Annotated in this window: 12 protein-coding genes; 3 read left to right on the top strand and 9 right to left on the bottom strand. The window is 56.0% G+C overall.

Annotated features, from left to right (window positions below):
* Nucleotides 1-329 (bottom strand): response regulator (locus tag DMG62_04745; protein ID PYY24316.1); only part of this gene is annotated, 329 nt, incomplete at its 3' end.
* A gap of 145 nt (nt 330-474) precedes the next feature.
* Entirely contained in the window at nt 475-768 is a 294-nt protein-coding gene (locus DMG62_04740) for a hypothetical protein (protein PYY24315.1), read from the bottom strand.
* A 545-nt stretch (nt 769-1,313) separates the two neighbouring features.
* On the opposite strand from DMG62_04740, the gene DMG62_04735 reads away from it, so the two are divergent.
* Nucleotides 1,314-3,188, top strand: a complete 1,875-nt coding sequence (locus DMG62_04735) for a galactose oxidase (protein ID PYY24314.1) — start codon at nt 1,314-1,316, stop codon at nt 3,186-3,188.
* A 75-nt stretch (nt 3,189-3,263) separates the two neighbouring features.
* Here the strand turns inward: DMG62_04735 and DMG62_04730 are convergent, their stop codons facing one another.
* On the bottom strand, nt 3,264-4,646 hold the full coding sequence (locus DMG62_04730) for a peptidase M20 (protein ID PYY24313.1): 1,383 nt from the start codon (nt 4,644-4,646) through the stop codon (nt 3,264-3,266).
* 355 nt (nt 4,647-5,001) lie between these two features.
* Here DMG62_04730 and DMG62_04725 point away from each other — a divergent pair, with 355 nt between their 5' ends.
* Nucleotides 5,002-5,823, top strand: a complete 822-nt coding sequence (locus tag DMG62_04725; GenBank protein ID PYY24312.1) for a glutamate 5-kinase — start codon at nt 5,002-5,004, stop codon at nt 5,821-5,823.
* The gene (locus tag DMG62_04720) at nt 5,823-7,130 is read left to right on the top strand and encodes a glutamate-5-semialdehyde dehydrogenase (protein PYY24311.1); all 1,308 of its coding nucleotides are present in this window, start codon (nt 5,823-5,825) and stop codon (nt 7,128-7,130) included. The genes DMG62_04725 and DMG62_04720 overlap by 1 nt, the downstream gene beginning before the upstream one ends.
* A gap of 180 nt (nt 7,131-7,310) precedes the next feature.
* Here the strand turns inward: DMG62_04720 and DMG62_04715 are convergent, their stop codons facing one another.
* The 6 genes from DMG62_04715 to DMG62_04690 form a co-directional block, all read right to left on the bottom strand.
* Nucleotides 7,311-7,892, bottom strand: coding sequence for a hypothetical protein (locus DMG62_04715; protein ID PYY24310.1), 582 nt, complete (start codon nt 7,890-7,892; stop codon nt 7,311-7,313).
* Between the two features lie 90 nt (nt 7,893-7,982).
* A complete protein-coding gene (locus DMG62_04710) occupies nt 7,983-8,906 on the bottom strand; it encodes a LuxR family transcriptional regulator (protein ID PYY24309.1) in 924 nt (307 codons plus the stop codon).
* A gap of 96 nt (nt 8,907-9,002) precedes the next feature.
* The gene (locus DMG62_04705) at nt 9,003-9,485 is read right to left on the bottom strand and encodes a hypothetical protein (protein PYY24308.1); all 483 of its coding nucleotides are present in this window, start codon (nt 9,483-9,485) and stop codon (nt 9,003-9,005) included.
* An 83-nt stretch (nt 9,486-9,568) separates the two neighbouring features.
* Nucleotides 9,569-11,569, bottom strand: coding sequence for a TolC family protein (locus DMG62_04700; protein ID PYY24307.1), 2,001 nt, complete (start codon nt 11,567-11,569; stop codon nt 9,569-9,571).
* Between the two features lie 258 nt (nt 11,570-11,827).
* The gene (locus DMG62_04695) at nt 11,828-12,265 is read right to left on the bottom strand and encodes a DoxX family protein (GenBank protein PYY24306.1); all 438 of its coding nucleotides are present in this window, start codon (nt 12,263-12,265) and stop codon (nt 11,828-11,830) included.
* Nucleotides 12,266-12,547: 282 nt separating this feature from the next.
* The gene (locus tag DMG62_04690; protein ID PYY24305.1) at nt 12,548-13,384 is read right to left on the bottom strand and encodes a hypothetical protein; all 837 of its coding nucleotides are present in this window, start codon (nt 13,382-13,384) and stop codon (nt 12,548-12,550) included.
* Between the last annotated feature and the right edge of the window lie 19 nt (nt 13,385-13,403).

The following is a 13,403-nucleotide window of genomic DNA, read 5'->3' as shown; positions in this document are numbered from 1 at the left end:
AGGAGTTCTGAACTGACGGGCTTGCTCAGATAAGTCGTGAACCCGGCGGAGACGATTGCATCGTGGTCCTGCGTGCCGAATCCGGTTAAGGCGATCACAGGCAAGCTCGCGAGCCGGGTATCGCGCCGAAGGGCACGAACGAAGCCCACTCCATCGAGGACGGGCATCTTGATATCGCAGACTACGAGGTCCGGCGAGCTTTCCACCAATTTCTCCAGCGCATCGGCACCGTTTTGCGCTTCAATGACGGTGTAGCCCCAGCCGCGAACCATTTCGGACAAGAGATCGCGATTGGCGTCATCATCCTCAGCGATCATGATCGTGGGCACCAGGGTATCTCGTGATTAATTCGCGTTCGTTCCCGAAAAGTAGCACGTCTGCGCTGGAATGCAAGAAGGTTGTAGGCCGATTGGCCTGAACCATCCGGTCGGCGGATGTGCAAGCAAAGCGTCAAACCGGCGCGGCATGCATCGGCTATCGCCGGCGGTTTTTCTCCGCGCGTGCTTGTTTGAGACCTCGACGAAGATTCTGCAGTAAATCGCTATCACTTCCCTGTGTGATGTGGATTGCTTCGCGGGCTCCCGATTCTTTGCCAAGCCACCTGCCGAGTTCGTCAGGTGCGGCTGTCATGTAGCGGCCCTTACGTTGAACCGGCATTCCTTCTTTTGCCCAACGCTGAGCCACGACAACTGACTGGCCCAGGAATTTCGCAATCGCAGCCCAGCCGGTCAGCACTGCTGGTTCGGGTGCTGCTCTCTTCTTCGCCATCCAAATCGCTGTTATAGCAGAATTGCCTACCTATTTCGGGACGATCCACTTCAATGGCAGGCCTTGTGGTCGAAGACTTCGGCCATGGTTTCGTGAAGCGGCGGTTTGGGTGCTGTCTAAAGATCAGCTCTGTTGATGGCTTAGAAAACCCGCAGTAGAACACGCGGCATTCCTGACAATCATAGCTGTTGGCGGTGTTTGGCAACGTGTTGGTGCACTGAAAATGTTTTCGCGCGAAAAACTTTTCACTTCACCTTGCTATAGAAATCCGAGCCAAGCTCAGTTCTACACGATTGTTTTTTTTATTGAGCTTTCCTGCTAGAGCCTATACATCCCAGCACTTAACACTGTCTTAATGAGCGGGACAAAAACGGATTTAAGAGGGGGAGGCGATTTGGACCTCAGGCTGCATTGCGTTCGCCAGGTCCATTTTTTTCCGCGCGCGCTCTAGATGCATGCAAGAAGCTCTTGGTGGACATCACCAGGTCTTCCGAAACTGACATGCTCGTGCTCGTTGAGACTTGCGCGTTGATGTTCGCCCGTTTATGGAGGAGCCGATGCCCGTTCGAGCACGTAAGCGAGACTTTGTCCAAAAGCTATTCGATGACTCCACCCCTGGCCCATTCCGTGTGCATGCAGCTCCAGCAGTAATCGTTGCGCTGCTCTGCCTTGTGTTGAGTGCAGCGCAAATGTTTGCGCAAGCTAGCCTCGTGGGACAATGGCAGACCCTTCCTGCCACCATGCCGATCAATCCAGTTCATGTTGCGCTGCTGCGGACCGGCAAGATTCTCGTGGTTTCCGGATCGGGAAATGTGGCCTCGAACACCAATTATCAAGCCGGAGTTTGGGATCCGGCTACCGGCACAGTAACGACTCAGCCCCTCGCTTGGGACATGTTCTGCAATGGCATGGTCATTCTCTCCGACGGCCGCCCTTTCGTAGTGGGCGGCACGCTGGCATATGATCCGTTTCATGGTTACGCGAAGACTGCTGCCTACGATCCGTCAACTGGACAGTTCAACGATCTTCAGACCATGGCGCACGGACGCTGGTACCCGACGGTTACAACATTAGGTGACGGCACGGTGATGGCCTTTTCGGGACTCAATGAGTCCGGCCCAACCAACACGGCGGTCGAGATCTACACCATGGGCTCTGGTTGGAGCCCGGAGTTTCCATCTGGCTGGACTCCTCCTTTGTATCCGCGCCTTCACTTGCTGCCCAACGGAAACGTCTTCTATTCCGGTCCAACCAACCGCTCGATGATGTTCGATACAGGAACACATCTTTGGTCTTTCGTGGCAGCGACGAACTATGCTTCGGGGCGCACGTACGGCTCTTCTGTGCTGCTGCCGCTCACGCCGGCAAACGGATATCGGCCGCGAATCATGATCTTTGGCGGAGGAAACCCCGCAACGGCGACCACCGAGGTCATTGACCTTTCGGCGGCCGTACCGGCCTGGCAGATGGGACCCCCCATGTCGCAGCCGCGCATTGAGATGAATGCGGTGCTTCTGCCCACAGGCAAGGTGCTGACGCTTGGCGGGTCCACGAACGATGAAGACGCCACCACCGCCAGCTTGAACGCCGATCTCTTCGACGCTGATGGAGGAAGCATGACCTCGGCAGGTCAGAATGTATTCCCGAGGCTTTACCACTCAGTGGCGATTTTGCTGCCCGATGCACGCGTCTGGGTAGCAGGTGGCAATCCGCAGCGCGGAACTTATGAGCCGCACATGGAGATTTATTCTCCCGCTTACCTCTTTGCGCCTGACGGTTCGCCGGCGGCGCGTCCCACGATCAGCAATGTTTCTCCGGGAGTGATCAGCTATGGAAGTACCTTTCAAGTGCAAACTCCGGATGCCGCATCCATTACTTCGGCTGTGCTGATGCGCGCTGGAGCAGTAACCCATGCATTCGATATGGAGCAAAGGGTCGTGGGAGTGTCGTTCACTGCTGGAAGCGGCGTCTTGAATGTCACGGCGCCTCCAAATGGAAATACCGCTCCTCCGGGGTACTACCTCCTGTTCCTGCTGAACGCTGCGGGAGTGCCCTCCGTCGGCGCCTTCGTGCAAGTATCAGCCGCAGCTCAGCAGGACTTTTCGCTTTCGGCCAATCCGGCAACACAGACTGTGGTGGCAGGCATGAGCACAACGTACACAGTTAACGTCAGTCCGGCTGCAGGCTTCAGTGGGTCAGTGACCATGAGCGTGAGCGGCTTGCCCGCGGGCACGACGGCGAGCTTCAGTCCGCAGGCCGTTTCAGGTGCAGGTTCGAGCACGCTGACTGTGAGCACCAGCCTGTTGACGCCGCTGGGGAACTATCCCCTGACGATCACGGGAGTGAGCGGAGGAACCTCTCACTCGGCAAACGTTAATCTGATGGTAATAGGAGCTCCCCCGCCGCTCATCGGGAACTGATGGCAATGACATTCGTCGCGAACTGATGGATAGCTGATCGACTCGCGTCCCAAACTTGATCGACAATACAGCCAACTATTTTGTTCCCGCAAGGGCTATTGCTACGTCGTGCAGGTAGCTGGCGAATGTTTTCAAGCCGTCCACACTTGTACGTTCATCGTTTCCATGAACACGGCGCGCATCGTCATCCGTCTTGGGCGTGCTAATGCCATATGCCTGCACGCCTTTGGCGCGAAGCTGGGCTGAATCGGTTGCGCCTGTCAGCATGTCGGGAAGCGTTATTGCTTGCGGGAACATCTTGTGCGCGGTGCTTTCCATCGCGTGATAAAGGTCCGTATCGAGTCGGGATGGCACTCCGGCTGGTCGGTCATTGCCAGAGATCCTTTTGATCTCGATCGCCGGATCATTCACAACTTTGTTCATCTGCTCGATCAAAGCGGAAATGTCCTCGTCAGGCAGAGCGCGGACGTCAAGGGTTGCTTCGGCCTCGGCCGGGATCACATTGGTACGGAATCCTCCTTTGATAATCGTCGGCACAATCGAGGTGCGGAGCTTGGAGTACTCCGTCGGGTACTTTTGTTGCAATTTGTTCTGTGTTTCCCCGCTGTCTAAATTCGCCAGCAGCGCCTTCAGTTCCGGTTCAGCTATTTGCGACCGCTTCTGGAAATATGCGCGAGTTGTGTCGTTAAGCCGCATTGGAGTTTGCCAAGTTCCCAATTTGGCAATAGCGGCGGAGAGATGGACTACCGGATTGTCGGGCCTGGGAATAGATCCATGTCCGCTGCTTCCGTGAGCCGTCACAGTCATGCCGCGAGGGACCTTTTCTGTTGTCGCGAGCGCGACGTAATCGACGGCGCCGTTCTGGATATGGATCGCGCCGCCTTCGTTGATCACATATTCGCAGTCGATCTTGTCCCAGTGATTCTCGATCATGTACTCGATTCCATATTTTGGCGTCCCTTCTTCGCCTGCTTCAGCCAGAAGAATAATGTCGCGATCGAGCTGAACCTTTTCGCGATGGAGTCGAAGAAACACGGCGATGTTCGCTGCCAGCATGCCCTTGTCGTCGCTCGCGCCGCGACCATAGATGTATCCGTCTTTGATGATTCCTGCGAAGGGATCCACGGTCCACTTGTCGCGTTCAACTCCCACCACATCGAGGTGAGCCATCAGCATCAGGGGACGTGCCTTGCCGGTTCCTTTGAGCCGGGCCACGAGATTGCCGCGTCCCCCAGCTGATTCGAAGATCTCTGAGGAAATACCTTCTGCGGTCAGCAATCCTTTTATATATTGCGCCGCCTGGGTCTCATTGCCCGGCGGATTGCTGGTGTTGATCTTGATCAGGTTCACCAGGATGTCAGCGGGTTCAGAACTGGAGACGACCGCCTGCGCCCAACTTAGCGAAGTAGAGAGAGCTAGAGAAATAAGGACCGCTAACCGATTTCCGTTTACGAACATACGTTCCTTTGCTGAAAGAATGGTAATCTTCGCTGGGAATATACCAAAAATGGCGGCGATGATCTGGTGTGCGTGACAGGTTGACGCTGGTGTTTCGCCATGCGCGAATACGCTGTGCGATGAAGGTTTTAAATCGCGTAACAATTGACAAACTCCGCTCTAGCCGCGACAATGTCGAATCAGTGAAGTTGCATAAGCTCATCCCGTCCCCGCTCCCGTGCACCCCGCCGGTGTACCTGCGTCCGCGGGATTGGAATGAGCGCTCTCACGAATAGTTAATTAAACGCACTTATCTCCAAAGCCCACGGTCGCAAGACCGTGGGCTTTTTGTTTTTAGCCACTTCAGGAAGGAATCATGAATAGCAAAACAGAACTCATCAACCTTCGTCACCGGCTACGCCGGGCCAGGACGATCGTGGTCAAGCTTGGCACGAAAGTTCTCCTGCAGCCGGATGGCAGTGTGGCGACAGAAATAGTGAAGGAGCTGGTGAAGTCCATCGCCACGTTGCGAATGAGTGGACGACGCGTTCTGCTGGTCACCTCCGGCGCTATCGGCATTGGTTCCAAGCGTCTCAATGTCACTTCAGACATGGTGCCGGTATGCGCCGCTGCCGGCCAGAGCGCGCTTACGGCGCTTTATCACATGGAGTTTGGAAATCTCGGAATTGCCGCCGCCCAAGTGCTGGTTACCGATGAGGACTTCACAGATTCCGAGCGACACAAACGACTCCGCGAAACGCTGAACTATCTCACTGGCCTCGGTGTAGTTCCCATCATCAACGAGAACCATCTTGCCACCCATTCGGCGGAGACCGCGACTGAGCAACGCGTCTTTTCCGAAAACGATATGTTGGCATCCCTTGTAGCCGAGACTACGCGAGCCGATTTGCTTGTGCTGCTGACCGACGTTGATGGAGTTTATGCGGAGCATCCGAGCGGCGGGCGAGCGGCGCTCATTCCGGAGATCATGGGAGCTCCGCGCGAGATCGGATTGAATGAACAGATCAATGAATTAAGCCGTGGAGGCATCCGGGCAAAGCTCCACGCCGTCTCCAGAGCCATTGAGAACACGCGCCTCTTCGCAGTGATTGCCAACGGACGTACCCCCGAAGTCCTGGAGCAAATCGTGGGAGGACACCAGATTGGAACTCTGATCGCTCCTGCGGAGGTGCAGTGATGTCTTCGATTATCCAACAGGCAATTCGCGCGAAGAAAGCTTCCCGGCTGCTCGCCGTGCTTGATTCAGCCACTAAGAACGACGCCCTGCATCGAATGGCTGGCGTTCTCGAACACTCTTCCGATGTTCTTTTGAGCCTAAATCGGGAAGATGTGAACGATGCGTGCGAACAGCCTCTCGCCTCAGCCGCTTTGGCCCGCATGACGTTGACTCCGGAAAAACTACAACAAATGGCAGTCGGGCTGCGAGCAGTAGCGGCTCTGGAAGATCCGGTGGGAAAGACTCTCCTTCGCTCTGAACTCGACGACGGTCTTGAACTGAAGAAGATTACGAGTCCCTTCGGAGTGATCGCAGCGATCGTCGAAGCGCGACCTGACGCCGTAACCCAGCTTTGCGCGCTCGCACTGAAGTCGGGCAATGCGCTCATGATCAAGGCCGGCGCTGAGATCAGGCGCACTACGAGCGCAATCCTCGCGGCGTTCGTGAAAGCGCTCGAGTCAACGGCGATTCCAGCAAACGTATTCACAAATGTTGAAGGACGAGAGGCGACCCACGAACTTCTCGCGCTGCAGGATTATGTAGACCTCGTCGTGCCGCGTGGCAGTGCCGAACTGGTCCGCTTCGTTTTCGCCAACACGCGAATTCCGGTTATCGGACACGCTGAAGGCGTGTGTCACATATACGTTGAGAGCTCGGCAAATCAGGAGATGGCGATTTCCTTGATTCTCGATGCCAAGACGCAGGCTCCAGCAACCTGCAATGCTGTCGAAACAGTACTCGTGGACCAGGCAATCGCAGGTGAATTCCTGCCAACGCTGTTCGAGAGACTGCGATCTGCTGGAGTGAAAGTGCGCGGCTGCGCAGCAACTCGGGCTATCTGTGGACCCGATGTTGAGCTGGTAGACGCGACGGAATGGCACACCGAGTATGGAGATTTGACACTCGCCATGCGCATTGTGCCCGGCATCGATACGGCTATCGAGCACATAGAAAAATTCGGCTCACACCATACCGACTGCATTGTCACAGAAGATCAGCAAGCGGCAAGCTGTTTTCTGCGCAGCGTGGATTCAGCGGGAGTGTTCCACAATGTTTCCACCAGACTCGCCGACGGATATCGCTATGGCTTCGGTGCCGAAGTGGGAATCGCGACCGGCAAGCTGCATGCCCGCGGACCTGTGGGCCTGGAAGGGCTGGTTACGTACAAATATGTGTTATCAGGAAGTGGACAGTGCGTGAAGGAATACGTCGGACCGAATGCCCGCCGGTTCACGCATGAGGCGGCTGAGAGCAGCGTGATGGCTTAGGCGCCGGCTGCGATCCGATCTTGATTGCGTGGTTCCGGCCGCCTCGGCCGGATTGAGGAGTGCAATTTTCGTAACCGTTTACTCTGGCGAGAGATGACCCAGGAAATCCGAAAGCGCGAATTGCGTTGTTGCCGACCAAAGGCCAGGCCGCGGGCGGCCGGAACCACGTAACCCAAACGCCTAAATCGCTATTCGTCCGCTGCGTATGCCAATGCTCACCGCCTCAGTGCGCGAGGCTGCTCCGAGCTTTCCCAGAATAGAACTGATGTGAAACTTTACGGTGTGGGTCGAGATGTTCAGTCGTGACGATATTTCCTTGTTCGACAAACCCTCGGCGAGCATCGTGAGCACCTGTTGCTCCCGCTCAGTGAGCTCTTCCGGAGAAATTGCTGCACCCGGAGAATCAGAATCCTCCCGGTTCAACTTGGGATCAATGACATGCAAACCATCCTGCATGGCGCGAAGAGCAGATTGGAAGCGAGCCGGAGAAATGTCGAGTGAGACGACTCCCGCCACGCCGGCGCGCAGCAAACGGGAAACTGTGCCGCGTGGCGGAGCTTTACCGGTCCAGATTACGCAGGCGCATCCTCCTGATGGATTCAGCAGACTCAGAGCTTCAGTCGACGAAGGCAGCGGCGTTGAAGAATCCAACGCGATGAGAAGCACGTCAGACCGGTCGCTTTCGGCGCTCAGTTGTGCCCCGGAGCGTCGCGCAAGAGCCTCAATTTGTGCGCGCAAAGGCTCAGAACCGGCGCTAATCATTACCTTAAGCGGCGTTTTTAGCTGCGGTAGCGTCGTTTTGCGCGGCCAATCTGTTACAAAAGCAGTCCGCATTTGCTCTTTATTGATGTTTTAACGGCGCGGGCGGTCCGCCAAATTCACTTTAACGGACGCCAATTGGCCTCCGCGCACGTATCCAAGATCGACGGAATCGCCGCGTTTGGCCTTGTTAAGCATGCGCTGGACGTCCTCAATCCCGCTCACTGACTGCGAATTAATGCTGATAATGAGGTCTCCGAGCGTAATTCCGGCTCCTGCACTCGGGCTTTCTGGCTCAACTTGCATGACCATTAAGGCCGAGTCGTGCGCGATTTGTAGCTTCTTGGAGAGCTCCTGAGGCACCGAAACCGCCTGCATAGCCAGTCCTAGATACGGCCGAAACACGCCTCCGTGTTCCACAATCTCGCTCACAACGCGCTCGATAGTGGCAGCAGGCACAGTTATTGTCGCCGCACGAGCCAACGCAGAGGTGTTCATACCCAGCACTCGGCCGCGCGAATCGACCAGTGCACTGCCCGATTGGCCGGGATAAAGCGTTACATCGGGGCGCAAAAGCGTGTCTATCCTGCCCCCACGCCACGTTTGCCAAGGCGCTCCGAGGCGCGCAATGATGCCCGCAGCGGCTGCTAAGTCGCCCAGAGTCGAGCGTCCAACCGCCAAAACAAGCTGCCCGACGCGAAGTTTGCTGGCGTCGGAAAGCAGCTCCGGAGCGGCGGAATCGCGATTATCGAGCTTTAGAACGGCAACATCGGTGCCCGGATCGCGCCCTAAGAACATCGCTTTGTGCCGCGATTCGCCGCCAAAGGTGACCTCAACATCCTCAGTACGGCGCAGCATGTGACTGGCTGTAACCACGATTCCAGGCCGCCAAACAATACCGCTGCCCGCGACACGGCGTCCGCCATGCACTGCGACGATAAACTTGCCGCTCTGTTCCGCTATTTCTGCGAATTGATTCGAAAGGGTTTCCCACGCGCTATGCACTGCAACTGTCATATAACCTCAATCCACTTGAAGTATGGCGCGGAGGTGAGATGTGACACATCAGCCAAATGGGCAGGATAGTTGGCTGATTAAACCTGGAGCGCAAAACTAGTTCGTCTGACTCCTCCGGTGCGCAAAAACCCAAAACTTGTAACCGATGAAGTTGAAGCCCAGCGAAAACGCCGTCCCCACGAGCGCAGCGAATGAGGGCCATGCCTTCGCGTGGATTCCCCATCTGGGATGCAAATAGGTTGCGACAAACGACGAGGTGCCGACATTGACTACCGCACCCAACACACTGATGAACAGGAACTGAGCGCCTTCGACGATGTGATGCTTGTCGGTCACACGCCGAAAGGTCCACGATCGGTTCATCCAATAGCTATTCAGTACCGCGCAGACAAACGCGATGGTCTTGAACGCTGCGAACATCGCTCCCGTTTCTCCGGTGTGTGTGACGAAGATAAGAATGTTTAGAACGCAAAGATCGACGACGGTGTTAAAGATTCCGACTACTCCGAATCGAAAGATCTGGACGATGTGGGATCGAGGACTTGCAAGCCGGCGTTGCGGAGGATCCAAGGTGATCATATTGTCGGACGAACGAGTCACCTGGTCTCCTGATATTTCTTATTTTTTGTGAAACTCATCTGTTTCCATTCTAGCCAAGAACTTCAGTCACCTCTCGGCTGTGGAGTTACTCCAGTTTGTTGTGGCTGAAACTGAGGTACTGGCTGTGTGATTACGTCGTTGCCTCGAACCGCATAGGGAGCGTGAGGCATATGAGTTACGTTTCCGCTCTCGGCGTCTCCGATGCTGATTCCCAGAGTGTCAAGCAGGCGGCCGGTCACTACATCGAGGTTCAATTTCGATTGCTCATACGCCGACATGGCGTTCACCAGATTGGATTCTGCGGTCGAGACGTTCGAGATTTGTGTGAGCACGTTGTATGTTGTGCTCAAACCTTGCGCCAGCTTCTTCTGCTCAGCTTCGAGACTTTGGGTTGCGAAGTCTCGCGCCTTCAGAGCTGCATCGACGGCAGCGCGATTCTGCTGCACGGAGAATTGCGCGTTGCGTACGGCGATGGCGATTGTATTTTGCACCTGCTGCAGCCGGACTTGCGCCTGACGATATTCCAGTTCAGAACGAACCTGATCCGCCTGCGCGGCGCGATTGCGAATGGGAATGTCCACCGAGAATCCAACAAAATAAGTCGGATGGCTCACAGTCGCGGTGAGCGCGTCTTGATAGCCGCCGTTTGTCGCTGTAGTAATCGGCGAAGTTGAGCTGAAGTTGGGATTCAGCGCGCCTGCGAGTCCATTACCCCCATAGTTCCCCACAAGATCCACCGTGGGCAACAACGCATTGCGGGCCGACCGCTTGCTGATCGTGCGATTGGTGAGATCGATACGCGCCTGCGCCAATTCGGGACGCCTGGTGAGCGCGTCGTTGATCAGGTCCTGAGTCGGAAGCACGGGCTCAGCGGCAGGAAGCTGCATCCTGTCCGTGGGAATCACTCCAGCACTTGCAATCACTGGATCGTTTTCATTTCGGGTGATCGCGTTTTTCATGAGCAGCTGCTGCAGCTGGAGGTTCGTCTGCGATGTAATAAGGGCTTCCTGGCTGGCGGCAACCTGCGCCTGCGCGTTCACGATCTCGATCTGCGCGATCGTTCCCGCCTGTACCTGCTTGCGGTTGTTCGCCTCCAACTGCTGAGCCGACGCGACCGCACGCTCTTTGGCTTTCACATCCTCAAATGCCGTCACCAATTCCCAGTACAGTGTCTCTATCTGGGTGACGCTGAAGATCACTTGCTGGCGAAAAGCCTCATCGGCGATCTCACGATTATTTTTCGCAATAGTCATGAAGCGGCGGTTGGCAGCAAGTCCAAATCCTTCGAGCAAATGCTGCCGCAATTGGAACAGGAAGTTGGAATTGAGCTGGGGAACCAGAAACGTGCGCGTACTGTTTGTCGTTACACGCGAATTGTTGAAGGTGACATTGAACAGAGTGCCGGTTGGAAAGCCTTGCTGATATCCGAAATTCACAGTTCCGGTGTTTTGAAGAAGCGCGGGAACGCCTGAAGTAACGGTATTCGACTGGGGAATGTCGCTGTGCTGTATCCCTAGAGTCGATGTGAGAGCAGGATCGAAGGAATCGATTGCTGGTCCAACGCCGAGTGTCGACGAGACCAGGCCCCCGGTCCCGGTTCCTGCTCCGCCGGCAGCAGTCACTGTGCCGCCGGCGCCGCCGCCAGCGGCGCCCCCTCCAAGCCCACCGATGCCTGCCCCGGGAGTGCCTTGCACGATTCCTGTGTTTACGCCTCGAACGTTGGCCCCGGACTTTGTGCGGAGGATGTCGGTATCGGCGATAGGAAGGTTATATCTCGCGATGACCAAATCCAGGTTGTTCTCAAGTGCAAGGGCCATGGCATCGTCGAGCGACAGCATTATGTTCCCATTTTGAACCAAGCCGTTCAGGCGTACCGAGTTCGTCAAATTTGGCTCCGCCACTGTCCGTGACTTGTACGGAGCGAGCACATTCGGGAATATCTGCGCTCCATGAGTGATATCGTCGGTGTCCGGCTGTTCAGGCCACGCTCTCGAACAAAGCACCAGAGCAACTGCCAGCGACATCAAGAAAGCGCGCTGAAGAGAATGAGTGAGGTGGTACATCTGCTGTCCTCCGAAAGACTTTGGGGCGCGAACTGCGCAAGAGAGCACCCTGGGGCATTCTGCATTGCCCGGCGTGACACGAGCAAACCAGGGCTCAGGAAAACGATACAAAACGTGTGGCTGGACTTATGTAAAGGTTTGTAGCGTGCAACGGGAATCGAGTTTGAGTTGCCGGGTCGAACAGTTTCTGCGAAAAGGGGACGCCTTCAGACGAGCCGTCCCCTTCAAAAGGAGCTCCGATTCATCGAACAGCGCAAACTATGCTGCTAAAGGTGCACTTCGTCGCCAATCTTGCCGGTCAGGCTGAGCGATCGGCACGCTGGCGGGCCATGGCTCTTCCACTCCAATCAATGCGAATGCGCTTCCGAGAAGAGCCATATTCTTGGCAAATTGAATCATCTCCGTTTGGCGCTGCTGCGGATCCTGCTGTTTCCAGAAATTGTGCATCACGGGCGACACTCCCGCAAGAAAACCTGCAATCGCCATCCCTCCCATTTTGGGCTTTATACCGAGAAGGAGACTGGCTCCGCCGAAGATCAACGCAGCTCCAGTTGCCGCCACCGCTACCTCCGGCGCAGGAACATTCTTGGCTTTAGCGTATTGGGCAAGGTTTCGTCTCTCCTTGAAGTGATTAATACCGTTGTATAGAAAGAAGCCTCCGAAGAGTAACCGTCCAATCAGGAATGGAGTTTTCATCGCTCTCTCCTCCGAGAATCTGATTCAGGGCGATTGGATTCGATAGAAGAGGACAGGGTGGTCTTGCACTTGAAATGGGAGGAGCGTCGATTTCCGGTGGAGCAGAGCTTTAGGGAGAGGCATCGGCCTCAGCCGTGCCGCTGAGAGAACCGTGTATCGGGCTTTAGCCCTGAGGTAATACTGTCGTGGGCAGATGCGAATTCGCTGCGCACCGCACACCAGCGGCTAAAGCCGGAAGTATTTCAGCGATGACTGACGGCACGGCTGAAGCCGATGTGCGGACTACTGCGGAGGAATGCCGGGGCCAGAAGGCTGCTTCTGCGGCGGCGTGGAATTGTGCTGCGCGTTCGCTACAGCTACCCCAACCGCAGCTCCCGCCGCGACCGAAGCCACAGCAATCAGCACAGTTCGCAGGATGCTCGTTCCTGCTTGAACGCCAACATTCGTTCCCGCAGCCAATCCTGCCCGGCTGATGGCTGTTTGCTGGATCGATTGCTGAATTGCCTGTTGCGTTACCGTGCTCACCGGACCAACACCGGTTGTCGTCACCTCGACCTGCTGCCCGGCATTTACATTCACTGATTGCGATTGATTCGGAGCTCCGCCAGCTCCGTTCAGCGGCGTGATCTGTACCACACCGCTAAACACGATCAGCGTTGTGCGCTCGGCAGTCGCGATCAGAAGAAAGTCGGTTCCGATCACGCCTGCCACCGAAGTCGGCGTGCGCACTTCGAATTTAGAATTCGGTTGTGTCAGCTTGACTACCTGGCTGCGCAGACGTCCAAAGAGCAGCTCCAGAGTGGTTTGTTGCGCAGCCGCGTTGTGTTGAACCACACGCATCTGGCTGTTCGAGCCCAGACTCAGAATGGAACCATCGAGAAGGTTCAATCGCAGACGCCCAGAATTGTTGGTCTGCAACTGGTCGTTCCACTGCACTTGATCGCGAACATTGAGTCCAGCTCCGTTGCGAGTCGCGGCCTGATCGAGTGCTGTTACATTACCGGCGGACTGCCCGGAGCTTCCCGCCTGGCAGAAACCCGGCAAGGGAGAGAGCAGGAAACAGAGCGCCACCGCGATGGCACGGTAAGAGTTACTTCTCAGCTGCATGCAATGGATCATCAATCTTGCCTCGTTTGCA

Source organism: Acidobacteriota bacterium (assembly GCA_003225175.1).
Lineage (GTDB): Bacteria > Acidobacteriota > Terriglobia > Terriglobales > Acidobacteriaceae > Gp1-AA112.
The sequence above is the reverse complement of the archived record's forward strand: the minus strand, read 5'-3'. Positions and strand labels throughout refer to the sequence as shown.

Coding starts and splice junctions, on each gene's coding strand:
- DMG62_04700 (PYY24307.1), bottom strand. CDS start 11,569: ATGTACCACCTCACTCATTCTCTTCAGCGCGCTTTCTTGATGTCGCTG.
- DMG62_04715 (PYY24310.1), bottom strand. CDS start 7,892: ATGATTAGCGCCGGTTCTGAGCCTTTGCGCGCACAAATTGAGGCTCTT.
- DMG62_04710 (PYY24309.1), bottom strand. CDS start 8,906: ATGACAGTTGCAGTGCATAGCGCGTGGGAAACCCTTTCGAATCAATTC.
- DMG62_04725 (PYY24312.1), top strand. CDS start 5,002: ATGAATAGCAAAACAGAACTCATCAACCTTCGTCACCGGCTACGCCGG.
- DMG62_04735 (PYY24314.1), top strand. CDS start 1,314: ATGGAGGAGCCGATGCCCGTTCGAGCACGTAAGCGAGACTTTGTCCAA.
- DMG62_04690 (PYY24305.1), bottom strand. CDS start 13,384: ATGATCCATTGCATGCAGCTGAGAAGTAACTCTTACCGTGCCATCGCG.
- DMG62_04740 (PYY24315.1), bottom strand. CDS start 768: ATGGCGAAGAAGAGAGCAGCACCCGAACCAGCAGTGCTGACCGGCTGG.
- DMG62_04730 (PYY24313.1), bottom strand. CDS start 4,646: ATGTTCGTAAACGGAAATCGGTTAGCGGTCCTTATTTCTCTAGCTCTC.
- DMG62_04695 (PYY24306.1), bottom strand. CDS start 12,265: ATGAAAACTCCATTCCTGATTGGACGGTTACTCTTCGGAGGCTTCTTT.
- DMG62_04705 (PYY24308.1), bottom strand. CDS start 9,485: ATGATCACCTTGGATCCTCCGCAACGCCGGCTTGCAAGTCCTCGATCC.
- DMG62_04720 (PYY24311.1), top strand. CDS start 5,823: ATGTCTTCGATTATCCAACAGGCAATTCGCGCGAAGAAAGCTTCCCGG.